The 23348-nt window shown below is 66.0% G+C and carries 17 protein-coding genes; 6 read left to right on the top strand and 11 right to left on the bottom strand.

What is annotated here, in order from left to right; translation table 11 throughout:
* Window positions 1-40 precede the first annotated feature (40 nt).
* From AC1RVW_RS00130 to AC1RVW_RS00085, 10 genes are all read right to left on the bottom strand, one after another.
* Entirely contained in the window at window positions 41-1516 is a 1476-nt protein-coding gene (locus AC1RVW_RS00130) for a M20 family peptidase (protein ID WP_493197248.1), read from the bottom strand.
* A 28-nt stretch (window positions 1517-1544) separates the two neighbouring features.
* Complete coding sequence (locus tag AC1RVW_RS00125) at window positions 1545-3650, bottom strand: 3-hydroxyacyl-CoA dehydrogenase NAD-binding domain-containing protein (protein WP_081269448.1); 2106 nt, start codon at window positions 3648-3650, stop codon at window positions 1545-1547.
* Window positions 3651-3797: 147 nt separating this feature from the next.
* On the bottom strand, window positions 3798-4493 hold the full coding sequence (locus AC1RVW_RS00120) for an ABC transporter ATP-binding protein (protein ID WP_093056893.1): 696 nt from the start codon (window positions 4491-4493) through the stop codon (window positions 3798-3800).
* Window position 4494: 1 nt separating this feature from the next.
* Entirely contained in the window at window positions 4495-5265 is a 771-nt protein-coding gene (locus AC1RVW_RS00115) for an ABC transporter ATP-binding protein (protein ID WP_081269446.1), read from the bottom strand.
* Complete coding sequence (locus tag AC1RVW_RS00110; RefSeq protein ID WP_493197246.1) at window positions 5262-6590, bottom strand: branched-chain amino acid ABC transporter permease; 1329 nt, start codon at window positions 6588-6590, stop codon at window positions 5262-5264. Before AC1RVW_RS00110 ends, AC1RVW_RS00115 begins: the two co-directional genes overlap by 4 nt.
* A gap of 4 nt (window positions 6591-6594) precedes the next feature.
* On the bottom strand, window positions 6595-7548 hold the full coding sequence (locus tag AC1RVW_RS00105; RefSeq protein ID WP_081269444.1) for a branched-chain amino acid ABC transporter permease: 954 nt from the start codon (window positions 7546-7548) through the stop codon (window positions 6595-6597).
* A gap of 79 nt (window positions 7549-7627) precedes the next feature.
* On the bottom strand, window positions 7628-8860 hold the full coding sequence (locus AC1RVW_RS00100; protein ID WP_081269443.1) for a branched-chain amino acid ABC transporter substrate-binding protein: 1233 nt from the start codon (window positions 8858-8860) through the stop codon (window positions 7628-7630).
* Window positions 8861-9079: 219 nt separating this feature from the next.
* Entirely contained in the window at window positions 9080-10309 is a 1230-nt protein-coding gene (locus AC1RVW_RS00095; RefSeq protein WP_081269442.1) for a branched-chain amino acid ABC transporter substrate-binding protein, read from the bottom strand.
* Between the two features lie 142 nt (window positions 10310-10451).
* Window positions 10452-12101, bottom strand: a complete 1650-nt coding sequence (locus AC1RVW_RS00090; protein WP_493197243.1) for a 3-(methylthio)propionyl-CoA ligase — start codon at window positions 12099-12101, stop codon at window positions 10452-10454.
* 114 nt (window positions 12102-12215) lie between these two features.
* The gene (locus AC1RVW_RS00085; protein ID WP_493197241.1) at window positions 12216-14054 is read right to left on the bottom strand and encodes a carboxylesterase/lipase family protein; all 1839 of its coding nucleotides are present in this window, start codon (window positions 14052-14054) and stop codon (window positions 12216-12218) included.
* A 193-nt stretch (window positions 14055-14247) separates the two neighbouring features.
* Between AC1RVW_RS00085 and AC1RVW_RS00080 the strand changes: the two genes are divergently transcribed.
* The 6 genes from AC1RVW_RS00080 to AC1RVW_RS00055 all read left to right on the top strand — a co-directional run bounded on the left by AC1RVW_RS00080 (window position 14248) and on the right by AC1RVW_RS00055 (window position 18999).
* Window positions 14248-15285 (top strand): AraC family transcriptional regulator, encoded by a 1038-nt coding sequence (locus AC1RVW_RS00080; protein ID WP_493197507.1) that lies wholly within the window; start codon window positions 14248-14250, stop codon window positions 15283-15285.
* A 59-nt stretch (window positions 15286-15344) separates the two neighbouring features.
* The gene (locus AC1RVW_RS00075; RefSeq protein WP_493197239.1) at window positions 15345-16826 is read left to right on the top strand and encodes a protein adenylyltransferase SelO; all 1482 of its coding nucleotides are present in this window, start codon (window positions 15345-15347) and stop codon (window positions 16824-16826) included.
* Window positions 16823-17239: a peptide-methionine (R)-S-oxide reductase MsrB gene (msrB, locus tag AC1RVW_RS00070; RefSeq protein WP_081269438.1), complete on the top strand. Its 417-nt coding sequence runs from the start codon at window positions 16823-16825 to the stop codon at window positions 17237-17239. Before AC1RVW_RS00075 ends, msrB begins: the two co-directional genes overlap by 4 nt.
* Before the next feature lie 10 nt (window positions 17240-17249).
* A complete protein-coding gene (locus tag AC1RVW_RS00065) occupies window positions 17250-17792 on the top strand; it encodes a septation protein A (RefSeq protein ID WP_493197237.1) in 543 nt (180 codons plus the stop codon).
* Window positions 17789-18073, top strand: a complete 285-nt coding sequence (locus AC1RVW_RS00060) for a BolA family protein (protein WP_493197235.1) — start codon at window positions 17789-17791, stop codon at window positions 18071-18073. The genes AC1RVW_RS00065 and AC1RVW_RS00060 overlap by 4 nt, the downstream gene beginning before the upstream one ends.
* 140 nt (window positions 18074-18213) lie before the next feature.
* Window positions 18214-18999, top strand: a complete 786-nt coding sequence (locus AC1RVW_RS00055) for a peptidylprolyl isomerase (RefSeq protein WP_081269435.1) — start codon at window positions 18214-18216, stop codon at window positions 18997-18999.
* 267 nt (window positions 19000-19266) lie between these two features.
* Here the strand turns inward: AC1RVW_RS00055 and purL are convergent, their stop codons facing one another.
* On the bottom strand, window positions 19267-23244 hold the full coding sequence (purL, locus tag AC1RVW_RS00050) for a phosphoribosylformylglycinamidine synthase (RefSeq protein WP_493197233.1): 3978 nt from the start codon (window positions 23242-23244) through the stop codon (window positions 19267-19269).
* Between the last annotated feature and the right edge of the window lie 104 nt (window positions 23245-23348).

Raw genomic sequence — 23348 nt, 5'->3', positions numbered from 1 at the left:
GAGGTCCTTTGAAGCAGATGGAAGGGAAAAGAGGTTGTCGTCATTGCGCCGGAGCAGCGTTGGTGTTGCTCAGGAGCTGGTGATAGAAGCCGATCATCTCGCCGTAGTTCGAGATGGCCAGGCGTTCGTTGTTGCCGTGGATGCGTGCCAGGTCCTCGCCCTTCAGCCGGAACGGCGAGAAGCGGAAGACGGCATCGCTCACGAGGCTGAAGTGGCGCGAGTCGGTCGCGGCGGTCATGAGGCCGGGGGCCACCACCGCGTCGGGGAAGCTCTGGCGCACGGCCTGCTGGATCGCGCGGTAGCCCGTGCTGTCGGTCGGCGACACGGGCGAAGGCTCCGCGTTGCCCGGGTACTGCTTGATCTTGATGTCGTCGTTGGCCAGCTGCTTGCGCAGGTGCGCCTCGACGCTGGCGAGCGTGTCGCCCGGCAGGATGCGGAAGTTGACGGCGGCCTCGGCGCGCCCGGGCAGCACGTTGTCCTTGTTGCCGGCGCGAACGATGGTCAGCGCGGTGGTCGTGCGCAGCATCGCGTTGCTGCTGGGGCTCTTCTCGAGAATGCCCCGCACCACGGGTTCGGTGAGCCACAGGTTCGAGAGCATCACGCGGTTCACGCCGCCCATCTCGGGTGCGAGCGTGCCGAACATCTGTCCGGCAATGCCCTTGATGCCGCCGGGCATCGGGTTGGCTTCGAGCCGTGCGAGCGCCGCGCTCATGCTGCCGATGGCGCTGTGCTGCGGCGGCATCGACGAATGGCCGGGCGCCGTGTTGAGCGACAGGAAGAAGGTGCCGTAGCCCTTCTCCGCCAGGCCGATGAGCGCCGCCGGCCTGCTCAGGCCCGGCAGCACGCCGTCGAGCACCAGCAGGCCCTCGTCGAGCACCCAGTCCAGCCGCACGTTGCGCGACTTGAGCAGCTCGGCGATGGGCAGCGCGCCGCGCAGGCCGCTCACCTCTTCGTCGTCGCCCATCACGAGGTAGACGGTCTGCCTCGGCTTGAAGCCGGCGCCGATGAGCAGCTCGATGGCTTCCATCTGCGCGAAGAGATTGCTCTTGTTGTCGAGCGTGCCGCGGCCCCAGACGTAGCCGTCCTTGATCTCGCCGGCGAAGGGGTCGACCGTCCAGGCCTTCTCGGTGCCCGGCGCGATGGGCACCATGTCCTGGTGCGCCATCAGCGCGATGGGCCTGGCCTGCGGATCGGTGCCGGCCCAGGTGTAGAGCAGCGCCTTGTTGCCCACCACCTCTTTCTTGAGCGTGGCGTGCACCTTGGGAAACTGCTGCTCCAGATAGGCATGCAGCTTGTCGAACTCGGCCGCGTTGGCGGCCGGGTCGTCCATGCCCGACACCGTGCGGAACGTGATCGCCGTGGACAGCCGCTTGGCCGCCGCCTGCAGATCGATGTCCAGCTTGGGCGCGGGCGCCACCGCCAGCTGCTGCGACGGCGTGGTCCAGGTCTTGACCGCCACGGCGGCCACCAGCAAGACGATTGCCAGCAGCAGCCCAAGGAAGATGCGTTTCAACATTGGCGGTCGGTCCCTTTGCCTTCGCGGATCAGCTGAACTGCTTGCCTTCGGCCACCAGCTTCTGGATCAGCGGCGCGGGCTGCCAGAACTCGGCGTCGTCGCGCGGGTTCTTGGCAAAGCGCTTCATCGTCTCGGCCACGTTGTACAGGCCGACCTGCGATGCGTAGTGCATCGGGCCGCCGCGCCAGATCGGGAAGCCGTAGCCGGTCAGGTACACCATGTCGATGTCGCCCGACTTCGAAGCAATGCCGTCTTCCAGGATGTGCGCGCCTTCGTTCACCAGCGCGTACACCAGGCGTTGCACGATTTCTTCATCGGAAATCTTGCGCGGCGTGATGCCCAGTTCCTTGCGGTGGTCCTCGATCATCTTGTTGACCAGTTCCGACGGAATGGCGTCGCGCTTGCCGGCCTGGTAGTCGTACCACCCTGCCCCGGTCTTCTGGCCGAAGCGGCCCAGTTCGCAGAGCTTGTCGGCCGTGCGGCTGTACTTCATGTCGGCACGCTCGACGGCGCGGCGCTTGCGAATCGCCCAGCCGATGTCGTTGCCGGCCAGGTCGCCCATGCGGAACGGACCCATGGCAAAGCCGAACTTCTCAATGGCCTTGTCGACCTGCTGCGGCGTGGCGCCTTCGTCCAGCAGGAAGCCGGCCTGGCGCGAGTACTGCTCGATCATGCGGTTGCCGATGAAGCCGTCGCACACGCCCGAGACCACGGCCGTCTTCTTGATCTTCTTTCCGATGGCCATGACCGTGGCCAGCACGTCCTTGGCGGTGGCCTTGCCGCGCACCACTTCGAGCAGCTTCATCACGTTGGCGGGGCTGAAGAAGTGCATGCCGACCACGTCCTGCGGACGTTCGGTGAACGATGCGATCTTGTCGACGTCGAGCGTAGAGGTGTTCGAGGCCAGGATCGCGCCCTTCTTGGCGACGCGGTCGAGTTCCTTGAAGACCTTCTCCTTCACGCCGAGTTCTTCGAACACGGCCTCGATGATCAGGTCGGCGTCCTTCAGGTCGTCGTAGCTCAGCGTGGTGCTCAGCAGCGCCATGCGCTGCTCGTACTTGTCCTGCTTGAGCTTGCCCTTCTTGACCTGGGCTTCGTAGTTCTTCTTGATGGTGGCAACGCCGCGGTCGAGCGCTTCCTGCTTCATCTCGAGGATCTTGACGGGGATGCCCGCATTCAGGAAGTTCATCGAGATGCCGCCGCCCATGGTGCCGGCGCCGATCACGCCGACCGACTTGATCTCGCGCTTGGGCGTGTCTTCGGGCACATCGGGAATCTTGCTCGCGGCGCGCTCGGCCATGAACAGGTGGCGCAGGGCCAGCGATTCGGGCGTGAACATCAGCGCGGTGAAGATGCGGCGCTCTTCGGCCATGCCGGCGTCGAACTTCATCTTGGTGGCGGCCTGCACGGCGTCCACGCACTGCAGCGGCGCGGGATAGTTCTTCGACATGCCGCCGACCATGTTCTTGGCGAACTGGAAGTAGGCGTCGCCTTGCGGGTGCTTGCAAGGCAGGTTGCGCACCAGCGGCAGCGCTTCACCGGTCTTGCCGGCCACGCTCTTGGCGAAGGCCACGGCTTCTTCGAACACCGATTCGGGCGAAGCGGCCAGCCTGTCGAACAGCTTCTGGCCGGGCAGGCTCGCGAGCAGTTCGCTCTTCACGGCCTCGCCGCTGACGATCATGTTCAGCGCGGTCTCGACACCCACCACGCGCGGCAGGCGCTGCGTGCCGCCGGCACCGGGGATCAGGCCCAGCTTGACTTCGGGCAGCGCGACGCTGGTGCCCGGGGCAGCCACGCGGTAGTGGCAGCCCAGCGCCAGCTCGAGGCCGCCGCCCATGCACACCGAATGGATGGCCGCGACGATGGGCTTGGCCGAAGCTTCCAGCGCGAGGATCACGCTGAGAAGGTTGGGCTCCTGCAGCGCCTTGGGCGTGCCGAATTCCTTGATGTCCGCGCCGCCCGAGAACGCCTTGCCGGCACCGGTGATGACGATGGCCTTGACGGCGTCGTCGGCATTGGCCTTGGCCAGGCCATCGGTGATGCCGATGCGGGTCGAGAAACCGAGACCGTTGACCGGAGGGTTGGTCATGGTGATCACGGCGACATCGCCGAGCACTTTGTATTCAGCCGTCATGCTGCGTTCCTTGGTGTGTGAAGAAAAGAAGAAAAAGCACGAGTGTTCTTTTTCAGGGATTCTAGGCGTTTCGCGAGGCCAGACAATGGCACGCAGTCGCTGTAGAGACAAGGGGATCCGGGGCTGGGCCCGGATCCCCTGGGGGGATCAAACCTCTAGCCACTCTTTGCGAGTGGTGGCATCCGCGCGCAGGCTGTCGGGGGTGCCGTCGAACACGATGCTGCCGTGGCCCATGACGAGCGCGCGGTCCGAGATCTGCATGGCGATGGTGAGCTTCTGCTCGATCAGCAGCACCGAGATGCCCTTGTCCTTCAGCGTGCGCAGGTACTGCCCCACCAGCTCGACGATCTTGGGCGCGAGGCCTTCGGTGGGTTCGTCGATGATGATCAAGTCGGGGTCGCCCATCAGCGTGCGGCACAGCGTGAGCATCTGCTGCTCGCCGCCCGAGAGCACGCCGGCCTCGGTGTGCTGGCGTTCCTTCAGGCGCGGGAACATGCCGTACATGTCGTCGAACGACCAGCGGCTGCCCTTGCCCGAGCCCTTCTGCCCCAGCAGCAGGTTCTGGTGCACCGTGAGCTTGGGAAAGATGTCGCGGTTCTCGGGCACGTAGCCGATGCCGAAGTGCGCGATCTCATAGGCCTTGCGGCGCAGGATGTCCTGCCCCTTCCAGTGCAGGCCGCCCTCGGCATGCACCAGGCCCATGATGGCCTTGGCGGTGGTCGAGCGGCCCGAGCCGTTGCGGCCCAGCAGCGCGACGATCTCGCCAGGGTTGACGTCGAACGAAACGCCATGCAGCACATGGCTCTTGCCGTAGTAGGCGTGGATGTCTTTGAGCTTCAGCATGTCAGTGTCCCGCCCCTTGTGCATCCGCAACAGAGGAGCCGAGGTAGGCCTCCTGCACGCGCGCATTCGCGCGCACCGCAGCCGGTGTGTCGAAGGCGATCACTTCGCCGTACACCACCACCGCGATCTTGTCGGCCAGCCCGAAGACAACGCCCATGTCGTGTTCCACCGTCAGCAGCGTCTTGCCCACGGTGACGTGCTTGATGAGCGAGATGAAGTGCGAAGTCTCGGTCTTGCTCATGCCGGCCGTGGGCTCGTCCAGCAGGATCACGCTGGCGCCGCCAGCGATGGTCACGCCGATCTCCAGCGCGCGCTGCTCGGCGTACGTGAGGTTCACCGCATGCACGTCGCGCTTCTTCTCCAGGCCGATCTGCCTGATGAGCTCCTCGGTGCGCTCGTTGGCGTCGTCCAGGTTCGAGAGAAATCGCAGGAAGGTGTACTTGTAGCCCAGGCTCCACAGCACCCCGCAGCGCAGGTTCTCGAACACGCTGAGCTTCGGGAAGATGTTGGTGATCTGGAAGCTGCGCGACAGGCCCATGCGGTTGATCTCGTACGGCTTCATGCCGTCGATGCGCTGGCCGTTGAGCAGCACCTCGCCGCTGGTGGGCGTGAGCCGCCCGCTGATCAGGTTGAACAGCGTGGACTTGCCCGCGCCGTTCGGCCCGATGATGGCGATGCGCTCGCCGGCCGTCACGGCCAGGTCCACGCCACGGATGATGTCGGTCTTGCCGAAGCTCTTGCGCAGGCCCTTGAGTTCGAGTGAATAGGTCATGCCGTCTCCCGCCGCTTGATCTCGGCTTCGATTTCTTCCTGCGCCTGGCCCCAGGCCTTCGCGAAGCGCCTGCGGAACACCTCGAAGATGCCCAGGCCCACCGCCAGCAGCGCCACGGCGACGATCCAGCTCGTGGCCGACGAGGTGTCCAGCTGCAGGCCCGCGAACGGCACCAGGGGGCCGAGCGCCGCGTTCAGCTGCATGTGATAGATCATCTCGACGATGGCCGCCGCACCCGCGAGCATCACGCCCGCACCGACGAACAGGCCCACGTACAGCAGGTAGAAGCGCTTGATCTTGCCGAACAGCGCCACGCGCACGTTCATCATGATCAGGCTGGCCACGCCGCCGGGCGCGAACATCACCATCAGCAGGAACACCAGGCCCACGTACAGCAGCCAGGCCTTGCTGAGTTCGGACAGCAACACCAGCGCGAACACCAGCAGCGCCGCGCCGATGATCGGCCCGAAGAAGAAGGTGGCGCCGCCCAGGAAGGTGAACAGCAGGTAGCTGCCCGAGCGCAGCCCGTTCAGGCTGTCGGCCGCGTTCACGATCTCGAAGTTGATGGCCGCCAGGCCGCCGCCGATGCCCGCGAAGAAGCCCGCGATGATGAAGGCGTAGTAGCGCACGCGCTGCGTGTTGTAGCCAATGAACTCCACGCGCTCCGGGTTGTCGCGCACCGCGTTCAGCATGCGTCCGAGCGGCGTGCCGGTGAAGGCGAACATCAGCCCGGTGCAGATGAAGCAGTACACCGCGATCAGGTAGTACACCTGGTTCTGCGGCCCGAAGTTGATGCCGAAGAACGAGGCGCCATACACGCGGTTGGTGGTGATGCCGCCCTCGCCGCCGAAGAAGCTGGGGAACATCAGCGCCATCGCGGCCACCAGCTCGCCCAGGCCGAGCGTGATCATCGCGAAGGTGGTGCCCGACTTCTTGGTCGACACATAGCCGAACACCACCGCGAAGAACATGCCGCCGAGCCCGCCCACGAGCGGAATCAGCACCAGCGGGATCGGCAGCTTGCCGGCGCCGGCCAGGTTCATGGCGTGGATGGCGATGAACGAGCCCAGGCCCACGTACACCGCGTGCCCGAAGCTGAGCATGCCGCCCTGCCCCAGCAGGATGTTGTAGCTCAGGCAGATGATGATCAGGTAGCCGATCTGCGACAGCATGGTGAGCGCCAGGCTGCTGGTGAAGATCATCGGCGCCACGATCAGCAGCAGCGCGAAGAAAGACCAGATGAAGATGCGGCCGATGTTCAGCGGCTTGAACCGGTAGTAGCGCACCGGCGTGGAGGTCGAAGCGGTTGTGGTTGCAGTATTCATGGCGTCAGTCCTCCCGGGTTCCGAGAAGACCCTTGGGCCTGAAGATGAGGATCAGCACCAGGAACAGGTACGGAAGAATGGGCGCCACCTGCGAGATGGTGAGCTTGAGCAGCTCGTAGCCGAAGGTCTGGTCGGTCACGGCCACGCCGAGCGCCTGCAGGCCGGTCGCGAGCGACTGGTCCATGGCCACCGCGAAGGTCTGCACGATGCCGATGATCAGCGAGGCCAGGAATGCGCCCGCCAGCGAGCCCATGCCGCCGACCACCACCACCACGAAGATGATGGAGCCGACCGAACCCGCCATGGCCGGCTCGGTGACATAGGTGTTGCCGCCGACCACGCCCGCCAGCCCCGCCAGCGCGGCGCCGCCGCCGAACACCAGCATGAACACGCGCGGCACGTTGTGGCCCAGCGCCTCGACCATGTCGGGGTGCTTCAGCGCCGCCTGGATGACCAAGCCGATGCGGGTGCGCGTGAGCAGCAGCCACACGGACACCAGCATCAGCACCGCCACCAGCATGATGAACGAGCGCGACTTGGGGAACTGCGTGCCGTAGAGCGTGAAGAGCGGGCCCTGCAGCGCCGTCGGCAGGCCATAGGGCACCGTGGAACGGCCCCACACCAGCTGCACGATTTCGAGAATGAGGTACGAAAGACCGAACGTCACCAGCAGCTCGGGCACATGGCCGAACTTGTGGACGCGGCGCAGGCAGTAGCGCTCGAAGGCCGCGCCCAGCACGAACACCAGCAGCGGCGCGATGAAGAGTGCCGGCCAGAAGCCGACGATGCCCGACAGCGTGTAGGCGAAGTAGGCGCCCAGCATGTAGAAGCTGGCGTGCGCGAAATTGAGCACGCCCATCATGCTGAAGATCAGCGTGAGGCCAGAGCTCAGCATGAACAACAGCAAGCCGTAGCTCACGCCGTTGAGCAGCGAGATGACGAAGAATTCGACGTTCATCGGTCTTTCGTGTCAGGTAAAAAAGAAAAAGGCCCGAGTGTTGAAGTCGGGCCTCGACCGCGTTGGCGCGCTCCCGAAATCAGGAGGGGCGCTTCATCTGGCAGGACGTGGGCGTGCTGGCAACGTAGGCGTCGTAGTACTTCACGGGTGCCAGCGTGTAGCCGGTGTTCTCCGGGCTGTACGGGTACTTGGCGCTGGCCTTTTCCCAGCGGGCGATGTACAGGCCCTGCTGCAGCTGGTGGTCGGCCTTGCGCAGTTCGACGTCGCCGTTGAAGCTCTTGAACTTCATGCCTTCCATGGCGGCCGCGACCTTGACGGGGTCGGTCGACTTGGTCTTCACGAAGGCTTCGGTCAGGGCCTGGAACACGGTGTAGATGTCGGTGGTGTAGAGGTCGTCGTTGAACTTCTTCTTGAAGTCTTCGGCGTACTTCTGCATGTCGCCGCCCATGTTGTAGTGGGCATAGCCGACCTGGTAGACCTTGCCGTCGGACGCCGCGCCCATGGCGGTCGGCGTGCCGGTGGTCACGGCGTAGTAGGTATAGAACTTGACGTTCAGGCCCGAGTCGTTGGCGGACTTGATGAGCAGCGCGAGGTCGGAGCCCCAGTTGCCGGTGATGACGGTATCGGCGCCGGAAGCCTTGATTTTCGCGATGTACGGCGCGAAGTCGCGCACCTGCGCGAGCGGATGCAGGTCGTCGCCGACGATCTGGATGTCTGGGCGCTTGTGCTTCAGGTCTTCCTTGGCGAACTTGGAAACCTGCTGGCCGTGCGCATAGTTCTGGCCGATGATGTAGACCTTCTTGATGTCCGGCTGGTCCTTCATGTAGGTGGTCAGCGCTTCCATCTTCATCGACGTGTCGGCGTCGAAGCGGTACTGCCAGTAGCTGCACTTGCTGTTGGTCAGGTCGGGGTCGACGGCCGCATAGTTCAGGTACAGCGCTTCCTTGCCGGGGTTGCGCGCATTGTTCTTCTCGAGCGCATCGATGATGGCCAGCGCAGGGCCGGAGCCGTTGCCCTGCACGATGTAGCGGGCGCCCTGGTCGAGGGCCGAGCGCAGCGCGCTGGTGGTCTCCTGCGGGCTGAGCTTGTTGTCGATGCCGATGATCTCGAACTTCACGCCGGCGGCGTTCTTCTTGTTGAACTCTTCGGCGAAGAACTGGAAGGTCTTGAGCTGATTCGTCCCGACCGCGGCCATGAGGCCCGACAGCGGGTCGAGCCATGCGATCTTGACGGTTTCACCCTTCTGGGCGAGGGCACCGGTGGCGGTGGCCGCAATGACGGCTGCGGCAGCGATTTTCAGAGCGAAATTCAATCTATATCTCCTGGTCAAACCGAATCAGAACCGAATCAAAACGCTGTACGAGCGTACAAGCGATTGCAGCCCCTCCCCTCAGGGAATGCCCGTAAGAGCGAGGCCGCAAGGGGCCGTTTCTATCGCGCATGCGACAGCGCGGCGCCCGAATTGCTACCCGCGGGTAGACCGCTGCTACCAGCGGGTAGAAATGCTGGAGCGGACTCGCGCCAAGACCACTCAGGGACGCTTCATCTGGCAGGTGGTGGGCGTGCTTGCCACGTACGACTCGTAGTACTTCACGGGCACGTTGGTGTAGCCGGTGTTCTCCGCGTCGTAGGGGTACTTGGCGCTGGCCTTTTCCCAGCGCGAGATGTACAGGCCCTGCTGCAGCTGGTGGTCGGACTTGCGCATCTCGACCTCGCCGTTGAAGCTCTTGATCTTCATGCCTTCCAGCGCCGCCGCCACCTTGACCGGATCGGTCGACTTCGTCTTGGCGAAGGCCGCGTCGAGCAGCGCGAACACGTGATAGATCGACGACTGCGTCAGGTCGTCATTCATGCGCTTCTTGTAGCCGTTGAGCAGCTGCTGGATCTCGCCGCCCATGTTGTAGTGGGCGTAGGCCACGGTGTAGACCTTGCCGTCCGAAGTGGCCCCCATGGCCGTGGGGGTACCGGCGCCCGGCGCGTAGTAGGTGAGGAACTTGACGTTCAGGCCCGAGTCGTTGGCCGCCTTGATGAGCAGCGACAGGTCGGAGCCCCAGTTGCCGGTGATGACGGTGTCGGCGCCCGAGGCCTTGATCTTGGCGATGTAGGGCGAGAAGTCGCGCACCTGCGCCAGCGGGTGCAGGTCTTCGCCCACGATCTGGATGTCGGGGCGCTTGACCTTCAGGTCTTCCTTGGCGAACTTGGCCACCTGCACGCCGTGGGCGTAGTTCTGGCCGAGCAGGTAGACCTTCTTGATGTCGGGCTGGTCCTTCATCCAGGTGGTCAGCGCCTCCATCTTCATGGAGGTGTCGGCGTCGACCCGGAAGTGCCAGTAGCTGCACTTGCTGTTGGTCAGGTCGGGGTCGACCGCCGCGTAGTTCATGTACAGCAACTCCTTGCCGGGGTTGCGCGAGTTGTTCTTCTCGATGGCGTCGATGATGGCCAGCGCCGGGCCGGAGCCGTTGCCCTGCATGATGTAGCGGGCGCCCTGGTCCTGCGCCGAGCGCAGCGCGGCGGTGGTCTCCTGCGGGCTGAGCTTGTTGTCGAGCGCGATGATCTCGAACTTCACGCCCGACTGGTTCTTCTTGTTGAACTCCTCGGCAAGGAATTGCGTGGTCTTGAGCTGGTTGGTGCCGACCGCGGCCATGAGGCCGGACAGAGGGTCGAGCCAGGCGATCTTGACGGTCTCGCCCTTTTGCGCGAATGCGGCGGTAACGCTCACCAACATGGCGCAGGCAGCTACTGACTTGATAGCAAATTGCATGAGGAGTCTCCAGTTTCGTTATGCGGGATCGCAGCGTACAAGCGCCCTTTTTTTCACCGCACAGGGATTGCCCGCAAGGAAAGCCGCCGGGGCGGCTTTCCTATCGCGTGCGCGACAGTGCGGCAGGGCTTTGCCTGTGTTTTCAGAGTGTGGGCAGCTTGTAGTCCTTGAGCAGCTCGCGCAGCTTGGTCTTCAGGATCTTGCCGGTGGCGCCCAGCGGAATGGCCTCGACGAACACCACGTCGTCGGGGATCTGCCACTTGGCGGTCTTGCCCTCGTAGAACTTCAGCAGCTCCTCGCGCGTGACTTCGGCGCCCGGCTTCTTCGCCACGGCGATGACGGGCCGCTCGTCCCACTTGGGATGGAACACGCCGATGCACGCGGCCATGGCCACGGCCGGGTGCGCGACGGCGATGTTCTCGATGTCGATGGAGCTGATCCACTCGCCGCCGGACTTGATCACGTCCTTGCTGCGGTCGGTGATCTGCAGGTAGCCCTCGGCGTCGATGGTGGCGACGTCGCCGGTGGGGAACCAGCCGCGGTTGCGCGCATCCGGAATGAGCGGATCGCCGCCCTCGCCCTTGAAGTATTCCTTGACGATCCAAGGGCCCTTCACCAGCAGGTCGCCGAAGGCCTTGCCGTCCCAGGGCAGCTCGTTGCCGTCGCCGTCGCCGTCGACGATCTTCATGTCGACGCCGAAGATCGCGCGGCCCTGCTTCATGCGGATCTTCAGCTGGGCGTCCGGCGGCAGCGACAGGTGCTTGTTCTTCAGCGTGCACAGCGTGCCCAGCGGGCTCATCTCGGTCATGCCCCAGGCGTGCAGCACCTCGACGTCGTACTTCTCCTGGAACGCCGTGATCATGGCCGGCGGGCAGGCAGAGCCGCCGATGACGGTGCGGTCCAGCTTGCTGAACTTCAGGCCGTTGGTCTGCATGTGGCCCAGCAGCATCTGCCACACGGTGGGCACGCCCGCCGCGAAGGTCACGCCTTCGGCCTCGATCAGGTCGTACACCGACTTGCCGTCGAGCGCCGGGCCGGGGAACACCAGCTTGCAGCCCACCAGCGCGGCCGAGTACGGAATGCCCCAGGCGTTGACGTGGAACATGGGCACCACCGGCAGCACGGAGTCGCGCGCCGACAGGCGCATGACGTCGGGCAGCGCCGCGGCATACGCATGCAGCAGCGTGGAGCGGTGGCTGTAGAGCGCGGCCTTCGGATTGCCCGTGGTGCCGCTCGTGTAGCACATGCTCGACGCGGAGTTCTCGTCGAAGCTGGGCCATTCGTAGTCGGTGGGCTGCGCGCCCATCCAGCTCTCGTAGCTCACCAGGCCGGGCACGCCGCTGTCGGCCGGCAGCTTGTCGGCATCACACAGTGCAACCCATTTCCGGATCGTGGGACATTTGGCGTGCACCGCCTGCACCAGCGGCAGGAAGCTCAGGTCGAAGCACAGGATCTGGTCTTCGGCGTGGTTGGCGATCCAGGCGATCTGGTCGGGGTGCAGGCGCGGGTTGATGGTGTGCAGCACGCGGCCGCTGCCGCTCACGCCGTAGTACAGCTCCAGGTGGCGATAGCCGTTCCAGGCCAGGGTCGCGACGCGGTCGCTGAACAGCAGCTGCTCGCCGTCCAGCGCATTGGCCACCTGCCTGGCGCGCGATGCGATGTCGCTCCAGGTGCAGCGGTGGATATCGCCCTCGACACGGCGCGAGACGATCTCGCCGTCGCCATGGTGGCGCTCGGCGAACTCGATCAGCGACGAGATCAAAAGCGGTTGGTCTTGCATCAAACCCAGCATCTACGGACTCCTATGTGAAATGACTTCATGAAAACTTGCGGACAACGGATTCACGCAAGCTTCGGCCACTTCCACAATGACACAAACCCGCACTGCAAGATTGAACGGAGCGGCTCATTGCACCGGGGTGATCCTGATGTCCGTGGGCGTGGCGTCCAGCAGCAGTTGCGAAGGCCACGGCGCCCAGGTCGCACCAAGTTCGGGCGTGTTCGGATCGCCTTTGCGCATGAAGGCCCCGATGCTGGCCATGACGGCCTTCGAAAGCGCGAGCCGCCCTTTCTCGTTGGCCTTGCCGCCGATGGAGCTCGACAGCACCGACGGGCCGAAGTTGCCGAACACGAACGGCAGGTCGAAGGCGTGCGAGGCGCCGTACACGTCGTTCCACGGCGAAGCCTCCTGCGACCAGTCGAGGCGGTAGTGCCAGATGTTCGACTGGCGCGTCTTCATCGTGTCGAGCAGGTTGTCGCGGTTGGCCTCGAACAGGCCCTTCGTGATGAGCGCGGTGGCCGCGTTGTAGCCGGTGCCGGCCTTGTCTACCGGAAGGTAGAACGGATCGATGATGTCGTTCACCGTGAGCGTGGGCGCGGCATCGGGGTCGAAGTTGAACATCAGCGAGAAGCGCTGGGCGTCGTTGACGATCCAGCCCGAGGTCGGAAAGCCGATGGTCCCCAGCAGCGAGGCGAAGAGCTTGCCCTCGTCGCGCGTGTTGCCCGCGAGCATGGGCACCTTCACGTACCGGTCGGCCGCGATGGCGCCGATGGGGTCGGTCGGGATCACGGTGCCATCGGGAATCGGCGCGACCGAGCCGAGCCCGGCCGCCGCCACCTTGCCCAGCAGCGCACCGCCGTCCTGCGCCCGCAGGTACTCTGCGATCTGGGCCGGCGTGCGGGTGGCGATGTAGGCCTTGGCTGCGGTTTCGTCGGCAGCTGTGCCGTCGGCCACGAGCAGCTTCTCCAGTATGGCCGCGCCCTGCGCGAGCGAAGCCGAGGCCGGCGAGAGCGAAGGCAGCGTGCCGGGCGGCAGGTTGGTCGCGAGCGAAATGCCGCCGCTCATCTCGAAGGCCTTGTGGAACAGGCCCTTGGCCATCGGGGAAGTCATGACCGACAGCAGGTTGGTGGCGCCCGCCGACTCGCCCGACAGCGTGACGTTGCCCGGATCGCCGCCGAAGTTGGAAACGTTGTCCGCAATGAAGCGCAGCGCCGCCATGTTGTCGAGCAGCGCGAAGTTGCCCGAGTCATCGCCCTGCGTGCCGCCGGGTTTCAGCTGCGGAATGTTCAGGAAGCCCAGGATGCCGAGGCGGTAGCTGGCGGTGATGACCACCGCGTTGGCGGTCTTCGCCAGCTTGGCGCCGTCGTACAGCGGGTCGGCTGTATAGCCGGAGATGTTGCTGCCGCCATGGATGAACAGCAGCACCGGCAGGTTCTTCTCGGCCGTCGCCGGGCGCCAGATGTTGACGAACAGGCAGTCTTCGCTGCCGACCGGCTTTCCGAGGTTGGTGCCGATGGTGGCGTCGTAAGTGTTGTTGAGGCCGGGGCTGAAGATGCGGCCGATCTGCAGGCAGGCACTGCCGAATCTGGCGGCCGGGCGAATGCCGCTCCAGGCTTCGGGCGCAACCGGCGCACGCCAGCGCAGCGCGCCCACCGGTGCCTTGGCGAACGGAACCCCCTTCCAGTAGTAGGTGCCCGAGCCGGCGCTGTCGTCCACGCCTTCGATCTTGCCGGCCGTGGTCTGGCGCACCATCGGGCCGTCGGCCGGAGGCGGGGCCGCGGGCGCGGGGGCTGGCGCCGGCGCAGGCGCACCCGGCAGGAAGGCGAAGCCGGGCGAACCGGACGATCCGCCGCCGCAGGCCGAGAGCGCTGCCAAGGCCGCGACAGCGACCACTGCGGCGGCGGCCCTGGCTATCGCAGTCCTTGCCGCCGCGCCCTGGCCTTGCGCCGTTGTCTCTGTATTCATGTTTTTGTCTCCACACCGGGTTAATCGGAATTCCTTGCCTGGCGCACGGCACCCATACTCCGGGCCGCCGAGCACGCAAAAAAATTCTAGAAACCGGCGTCGTTTTCATCGCTATCGCAAGGAAGCCAAACGAATGACTTCAGGAGCCTCCCAGTCGCACCGCCAGCGCGGGCCGCAACGCCGGTCCGGCGGCATGCCGCAGCCGGAACTGCGCACCAGCTCCGCCGCGTGGCTCGAAGGCGTGCTGTCGATGTTCGAGGCCGAAGGACTGGACGTGCCTTCGCTGCTGCTGGAGGCCGGCTTCGACCCCGATTCCCTGCACCGGCAGAACGCACGCATCCCCGTCGACGAGATCACGGTGCTATGGCAGCTCGCCGTGGCACGCGCCGCCCGGCCCACGCTGGGCCTGCATCGCGACCTGGCCGCCACGCACAGCAAGCTGGGCACGGTGGGCCATGCCATGTCTTGCAGCCCCACGCTCGGAGCCGCGCTCGCGCGGCTGGCGCGCTACATGGCGGTGATCTCCGATGCGACTGCTTTCTCGCTGCACCCCGAGCCGCGCGGCTGCTGGCTGGCGATGGAGCACACCGGCGGCAGCCTGCCGATTCCGCGCCAGCGCGTCGAATACGCCCTGCTGACAACGCTGATGCAATGCCAGTGGCTCACGCGGCGCGAGCTGCAGCCGCTGGCCATGGAGTTCGTCTACCCCTCGCCGGCCGACGACCGGCCGCACCGCGAGGCCTTCGGCTGCGAGGTGCGTTTCAACGCGCCGGCCAACAGGCTGCTGCTGTCGGCCGCCGACCTGGCCCTGCCGCTGCCCACCCATCACGAGACGCTGGGCGAGCTGCAGGAGCACCTGCTCGACGATCAGCTCGACCTGCTGGGCCAGACCACCACCAGCAGCCTCGTGTGCGCCGAGATCGCGCGCCGGCTGCAGCATGGCGAGCCGCGCCGGCAGGACGTGGCGTCCGGCCTGGGCCTGGCCGAGCGCACCCTGCAGCGCAGGCTCCAGGAGGAGTCGGTGTCGTTCCAGGGCTTGCTGGACCGCACCCGCCGCGAACTTGCGCAGCAGTACCTGGCGGAAGACCGCCATACGCTGACCGACGTGGCGGACATGCTGGGATTCGTCGACACGAGCAACTTCTTCCGCGCCTGCAAGCGCTGGTTCGGCGTGCCGCCGGCGCAGTACCGGGCACGCATCTGGGACAGCCCCGCCCCGCTGGCTGCCTGAACGGCCACCCCGATGGCCCCCGCGGCAAGGGGTTTCGCGCTCTGCCGGACAATCCGCGCATGAGCTTGCTTGCTGAAGACACCCCGGTCGCCGACCTGGGACTGCGCTGGAAACCCGGCTTCTCCAACCTGGGCCCCGCGTTTTTCACCGAACTGCGGCCGACGCCCCTGCCCGATCCTTACTGGGTGGGGCGCAGCGAGGCCGTTGCGCACGAACTCGGCCTGCCGCCCGGCTGGCATGAGTCGGGCGACACGCTGGCCGCGCTGACGGGCAGCATGCCCATTGCGGGAACCCGCCCCTTTGCAACCGTGTACAGCGGCCACCAGTTCGGCGTGTGGGCCGGCCAGCTGGGAGACGGGCGCGCCATCATGATCGGCGAGACCGACGGCGGGCTCGAAGTGCAGCTGAAAGGCGCGGGGCGCACGCCCTACTCCCGCGGCGGCGACGGCCGCGCGGTGCTGCGCTCCAGCATCCGCGAATTCCTCTGCAGCGAGGCGATGCACGGGCTGGGCATTCCGACCACGCGCGCCCTCAGCGTGACCGGCTCCGACGCCCGGGTGCGCCGTGAGGAGCTCGAAAGCGCAGCGGTCGTGGCGCGCGTGGCGCCCAGCTTCGTGCGCTTCGGCCACTTCGAGCACTTTGCCGCCAACCAGCGTGAAGACGAATTGCGCGCGCTGGCCGACTACGTCATCGACCGCTACTACCCGGACTGCCGCAATACCGGGCGCTTCAACGGCAATGCGTATGCCGCATTCCTGGAGGCCGTGAGCGAGCGCACCGCCGCCCTGCTCGCGCAATGGCAGGCCGTGGGCTTCTGCCACGGGGTGATGAACACCGACAACATGAGCATCCTGGGGCTCACCATCGACTACGGGCCGTTCCAGTTCCTGGACGGCTTCGATCCGCGCCATATCTGCAACCACAGCGACACCAGCGGCCGCTACGCCTTCAACCAGCAGCCCAATGTCGCTTACTGGAACCTGTTCTGCCTGGCGCAGGCGCTGCTGCCGCTGATCGGCGACCAGGAAATCGCCGTGGCCGCGCTGGAGTCTTACAAGAGCGTGTTCCCCAGCGAGTTCGAGGGCCGCATGCGCGCCAAGCTGGGCCTGGCCGACGCGGCCGAGGGCGACCGCCCGCTCGTCGAAGGCGTGCTCAAGCTGCTGGCCGCGGGCAAGGTCGACTACACGATCTTCTGGCGCCGGCTGTCGAACCACATGGCCGACGGCAAGCTCGAGCCGGTGCGCGACCTGTTCCTGGACCGCGAGGGCTTCGATGCCTGGCTGCTATTGTTTTCGGAGCGCCATGCGGCGTCCGACCGGGCGAAGGCGGCGGGCCTGATGCTTCGGTCGAACCCCAAGTTCGTGCTGCGGAACCACCTCGGGCAGCAAGCCATCGAAGCAAGTCAGCAAAAAGACAACTCAGGTGTGGCAACCTTGCTGGCTCTGCTCGAGTCCCCATTTGAAGAACATCCCGGCGCCGATGCTTATGCCGGCTTCCCGCCCGACTGGGCCTCCACGATCGAAATCAGCTGCTCATCATGACCACTCCCGTACAGAAAACCGACGCCGAATGGAAAGCCCTGCTCGCTGAAAAAGGCGCCGAACCCGCCGCCTTCGAAGTGACGCGCCACGCCGCCACCGAACGCCCCTTCACCGGCAAGTACGAAGCCCACTGGGACGACGGCACCTACCACTGCGTGTGCTGCGGCGCCAAGCTGTTCGAGTCTTCGACCAAGTTCGACGCCGGCTGCGGCTGGCCCAGCTTCTCCGAAGAAGCGGTGCCCGGCGCCATCAGGAACATCATCGACCGCTCGCACGGCATGGTGCGCACCGAGAACGTCTGCGCAAATTGCGGCGCCCACCTGGGCCACGTGTTCCCCGACGGCCCCACCGAGACCGGCCTGCGCTACTGCATGAACTCGGCTTCGCTCGACTTCCAGAAAAAGGCCGACTGAGCCGCTCCGAATGAAACTGATCCTCGACTTCTTCCCGATCCTGCTGTTCTTCGGCGCCTACAAGCTGGGCGACATCTACACGGCCACCGGCGTGCTGATGGCCGCCACCGTGGTGCAGATGGCCATCATCTACGCCATGGAGCGCAAGCTGCAGGCCATGCAGAAGGCCACGCTGGTGCTGATACTGCTGTTCGGCACGCTCACGCTGGCGCTGCACGACGACCGCTTCATCAAGTGGAAGCCGACCGTGCTGTACGGCGCAATGGCGCTCGCGCTGGCCGTGGCGCTCTGGGCGCTGAAGAAGAACTTCCTGAAGATGCTGCTGGGCCAGCAGCTCGAGCTGCCCGAGCGCATCTGGGGCCGGCTGAACGTGGCGTGGATCGGCTATTGCCTGTTCATGGCCGCCATCAACGGCTACGTGGCGGCGTACTTCACGACCGAGGCCTGGGTCAACTTCAAGCTCTGGGGCTACGTGTTCCCCATCGTCTTCCTCGTGGCGCAAGGCCTGTACATCGCGCCGCACCTGAAGAACGACGACAAGCCCACCGCATGACGAGCAACACCACCACCGCACTGCTGCCCATGGCGGCCGACCTCGAGGCCGCGCTGCGCGAGGCGCTGGCCCCCACGCAGCTCGAAGTGATAGACGAAAGCGCCGCCCACGCCGGCCATTCGGGCGCCAACGCGCAAGGCCGCGGCACCCATTTCCGGGTCCGCATCGCCTCGCCCCGGTTCGAGGGAAAGCCCCGCGTGGCGCGGCATCGGCTTGTGTATGATGCCCTCCAAGTTTTTATCGCACAGGGTCTGCACGCCATCGCCATCGAGGTGCTCTGAGTCGTCCAAGGGGCCGCGCGCCACGCCCGATGTGGTTGCAGCGGCTGCCGTGCCACCCCGCCTTTTTCTTCCCTATCCCTGCTTTCTTTCCCGCGCCTTTTCCTACACGCGCATTTCCTTTCCAGCTCGATATTCATTCCATGAAAAAACAAATCTTGCAGGCCGTCGCGGCCGCAGTGCTGCTCGGTGCCATTCCCATGGCCGCGCTCGCACAGAACGCAGCCATCGTGAACGGCAAGCCGGTGCCCAAGGCCCGCATGGACGTTCTGGCCCAACAGCTGGCCGCCGCCGGCCGCCCGGTGACGCCTGAAATGCAAGGCCAGCTGCGCGAGGAAATCGTGGCGCGCGAAGTGTTCATGCAGGAAGCCCAGAAGCAGGGCCTGGACGCCAGCGAGGACTACAAGAACCAGCTCGAACTCGCCCGCCAGGCCATCCTGATCCGCGCGCTGTTCGACAACTACCGCAAGAACAACCCGGTCTCGGACGCCGACGTGAAGGCCGAGTACGACAAGTTCGTCGCGGCCAACGGTGGCAAGGAATACAAGGCGCGCCACATCCTGGTCGAAACCGAAGACCAGGCCAAGAAGATCATGGCCGACCTGAAGAAGGGCGCCAAGTTCGAAGACATCGCCAAGAAGCAGAGCAAGGACCCGGGATCGGGCGCCAACGGCGGCGACCTCGACTGGGCCAACCCCGCGAGCTTCGTGCCCGAGTTTTCGGAAGCCATGATCAAGCTCAAGAAGGGCGAGACCACCCCCGCCCCGATCAAGACCCAGTTCGGCTGGCACATCATCCGCGTCGACGACATTCGCCAGGCTCAACTGCCGAAGCTGGAAGAAGTGAAGCCGCAGATCACGCAGCAGCTGCAGCAGCAGCGCCTCCAAAAGTACCAGGAAGACCTGCGCGCGAAGGCGAAAGTGGAATAACCCCCAGGCTTCGCGCACTTCGTGTCGCTACGCCCACCCCCTTGCAGGGGGCAACACCTGCGGCCCGGCGAAGCCGGTTCCGCGGTGTTCTGGAAATGAAAAAAGCGGCCCGCGGGCCGCTTTTTCGTGGGCGTCCTTATTTCAGATCGCCCAGGTGCCGAAGTTGTCGCCCGGGCGGTCAAGCACGACGAAAGCCTGCCAGATCCTCGATCCGCGCCGCTTCCAGCACGTGCCGGCTTCCCGGGTGATCGAGGTCGAGCATCTGCTTCAGCCCACCCAGCGACGCGCGTTGCGCCAGATCTGCATCCAGGGGCTCAGGTCGCTCTTGTCGCCCGAGGTCCAGCTCATCTGGATGTTGCGGAACACGCGCTCCGGGTGCGGCATCACCGCGGTGAAGCGGCCGTCCGGCGTCGTGACCGAGGTCAGGCCGCCCGCGCTGCCGTTCGGGTTGAACGGGTACTGCTCGGTCGGCTGGCCGTGGTTGTCGACGAAGCGCATCGCGCCGATGGCCTTGGCGGCGTCGCCGCGGTGCTTGAAGTTGGCGTAACCCTCGCCGTGCGCCACCGCGATCGGCAGGCGGCTGCCGGCCATGCCCGCGAAGAAGATGCTGGGCGACTCGAGCACTTCGACCATCGACAGGCGCGCCTCGAAGCGCTCGCTCTGGTTGGTGGTGAAACGCGGCCAGGCCTCCGCGCCCGGAATGATGTCGGCCAGCTCGGCGAACATCTGGCAGCCGTTGCACACGCCCAGGCCGAAGGTGTCGGCGCGGCCGAAGAAGGTCTTGAACTGCTCGGCCAGCTTCGGGTTGAAGGTGATGCTGCGCGCCCAGCCGATGCCGGCGCCCAGCGTGTCGCCGTAGCTGAAGCCGCCGCAGGCGACCACGCCCTTGAAGTCGGCGAGGTCCGCCCTGCCCGTCTGCAGGTCGGTCATGTGGACGTCGAAGGCTTCGAAGCCGGCTTCGGTGAAGGCGTAGGCCATCTCGACGTGCGAGTTGACGCCCTGCTCGCGCAGGATCGCGACCTTGGGGCGCGACTGCAGGATGGCGGGCGCAACGGCGGAGCCGGTCTGCGCATTCGGCAGGAACACGTGCATGCCCGGATCGTTCGGCACACCGGCGGCGGCGTGCTCGGCATCGGCGCAGGCGGGGTTGTCGCGCTCGCGGGCGATCCTCCAGCTGACCGAGTCCCAGACCTGCTGCAGGTCATGCAGGCTGGCGCTGAACACCGACTTGGCATCGCGCCAGACTTCGACCTTGCCCTTGCCCGCATCCATGGGCGAGCTGGCGGGGCGGGTCTTGCCGACGAAGTGGCTGTGCGTGCTGAGGCCGTGGGCGCGCAGCACCTGCATGACATCGTTGCGCTCGGCGGTGCGCACCTGCAGCACCATGCCCAGCTCTTCGTTGAACAGCGCCTTGAGCGTGAGCTCCTCGCGCCGCGCGCTGACCTGCTGCGCCCAGTTCTTGGCGTCGCCGGTTTCCATGCGGCTGTCGGAAATGCCGTCGCCTTCGGTGACCAGCATGTCGACGTTCAGCGCCACGCCCACATGGCCGGCAAAGGCCATTTCGCAGGCGGTGGCGAACAGGCCGCCGTCGCTGCGGTCGTGCATCGCGAGGATCTTTCCGTCGGCGCGCAGCGCGTTCACGGCATTGACCAGCGCCACCAGCTGCGCCGGGTCGTCGAGGTCGGGCACCGTGTCGCCGCTCTGGTTGAGCGTCTGCGCCAGGATGCTGCCGGCCATGCGGTGCTTGCCCTGGCCCAGGTCGATCAGCACCAGCGTGGTGTCGGCCTCCTCGGCGTCGAGCTGCGGCGTGAGCGTGCCGCGCACGTCGGCCAGCGTGGCGAAGGCGCTGACGATCAGGCTCACGGGCGACGTGACCTTCTTGGCCTCGGCGCCGTCCTTCCACTGCGTGCGCATCGACAGCGAATCCTTGCCGACCGGAATCGACACGCCCAGCGCCGGGCACAGCTCCAGGCCCACGGCCTTGACGGTTTCATACAGCGCGGCGTCTTCGCCGGGCTCGCCGCAGGCGGCCATCCAGTTGGCCGACAGCTTCACGCGCGAAAGTTCGATGGGGGCGGCCAGCAGGTTGGTGATGGCCTCGGCCACGGCCATGCGGCCAGAGGCCGGTGCGTCGAGCGCGGCCAGCGGCGTGCGCTCGCCCATGCTCATGGCTTCGCCGGCAAAGCCCTTGTAGTCGGCCAGCGTCACGGCGCAGTCGGCCACGGGCACCTGCCACGGGCCGACCATCTGGTCACGATGGCTCAGGCCTCCCACGGTGCGGTCGCCGATGGTGATGAGGAAGCGCTTCGACGCCACGGTCGGATGCGCGAGCACGTCGATGGCGGCCTTCTGCAGGTCGATGCCCGTCAGGTCGAGCGGCTTGAAGGTGCGCGCCACGGTCTTCACGTCGCGGTGCATCTTGGGCGGCTTGCCGAGCAGCACGTCCATCGGCATGTCGACGGGCTGCACCTCGGCGCCTTCGTCGGCCACCAGCAGCTGGCGCTCTTCGGTCGCCACGCCGACCACCGAGAACGGGCAGCGCTCGCGCTCGCAGAAGGCCTTGAACTGCTCGAGCGACTCCGGCGCGATGGCCAGCACGTAGCGCTCCTGGCTTTCGTTGCACCAGATTTCCTTCGGCGCCATGCCCGATTCTTCGAGCGGCACGGCGCGCAGGTCGAAGCGCGCGCCACGGCCGGCGTCGTTGGTGAGTTCGGGGAAGGCGTTGCTCAGGCCGCCGGCGCCCACGTCGTGGATCGCCAGGATCGGGTTGGCCGCGCCCTGCTGCCAGCAATGGTTGATGACCTCTTGCGCGCGGCGCTCGATTTCGGGATTGCCGCGCTGCACCGAGTCGAAGTCGAGCTCGGCCGCGTTGGCGCCGGTGGCCATCGAGCTGGCGGCGCTGCCGCCCATGCCGATGCGCATGCCGGGGCCGCCAAGCTGGATCAGCAGCGAGCCGGCCGGGAACTGGATCTTCCTGGTCTGGGTGGCGTCGATGCTGCCGAGGCCGCCCGCGATCATGATGGGCTTGTGGTAGCCGCGCTGCATGGTGTCGAGGTCGCTCGCCACCGTCTGCTCGTATTCGCGGAAGTAGCCCAGCAGGTTGGGACGGCCGAATTCGTTGTTGAACGCGGCGCCGCCCAGCGGACCCTCGGTCATGATCTGCAGCGGGCTGGCGATGTGCTCGGGCTTGCCGTAGTGGCCGTCTTCAGGCCACAGCTTCGACACGGTGAAACCGGTCAGGCCGGCCTTGGGCTTGGAGCCGCGGCCGGTGGCGCCTTCGTCGCGGATCTCGCCGCCGGCGCCGGTCGAAGCACCGGGGAAAGGTGAAATGGCAGTCGGATGGTTGTGCGTCTCGACCTTCATCAGCACATGGCTCAGGGCGCTATCTTTTTGATAGCTCTGCGACCCGTTGGCGGGGATGAAGCGCTCGATGGTCGCGCCTTCCATCACCGAGGCGTTGTCGGCATAGGCGATGACCGTGTGCTGCGGGTTCTGCTTCTCGGTGTGGCGGATCATCGAGAACAGGCTCTGCGGCTGGGCCTTGCCGTCGATGGTGAAGTCGGCGTTGAAGATCTTGTGGCGGCAGTGTTCGCTGTTGGCCTGCGCGAACATCATCAGCTCGACGTCGCTGGGGTTGCGGCCCAGGCGGGTAAAGGCGTCCACCAGGTAGTCGATTTCGTCCTCGGCCAGCGCCAGGCCGAAGCCGGTGTTGGCGGCCACCAGCGCAGTGCGGCCGCCGGCCAGCACGTCGACCTGCGCCATCGGCTGGGCCGGAAGCTCGCTGAACAGGCTGGCCGCCTGCTCGACCGTGGCCAGCACCGATTCGGTCATGCGGTCGTGCAGCGGGCCGGCCGCGGCGGCCAGCTGGTCGCCTTCGAGCACGGGGGCCTTGCCGATCAGCGGAGCCTTGAGTTTCAGGTGGTACTGGGTGACGCGCTCTACCCGGCGAAGCGCCAGGCCGCAGTTGTGGGCGATGTCGGTGGCCTTGGAGGCCCACGGCGACACGGTGCCCAATCGCGGCGTGACCACTACCGAAGTGCCCGCCTTGGCCGGCGCCTCGAAGGGCTCGCCGTAGGTCAGCAGCGCGGCAAAGCGCTCGCGGTCGTCCGTGCGGAGCGCCGCATCGGTCACGACCAGGTGCACGAAACGGGCCGAAATGCCCTCGATGCGCGGTTCGATGGCCTGCAGCTTCGGCAGCAGCTGGCGTGCGCGGAAATCGCTGAGTGCGCTGCCGCCCTCGAACATGGTTACGACAGGAAGGGCTTGAGGTGCGGGCTGCGTCACGGTCGATGGGGCCTCGGGGGCCGCGTTGGGAATCAAGGAACAAAGGCGAATGACCGCTGACTGGG

The organism is Variovorax sp. MPBD4-3, assembly GCF_058809745.1.
The sequence above is the reverse complement of the archived record's forward strand: the minus strand, read 5'-3'. Positions and strand labels throughout refer to the sequence as shown.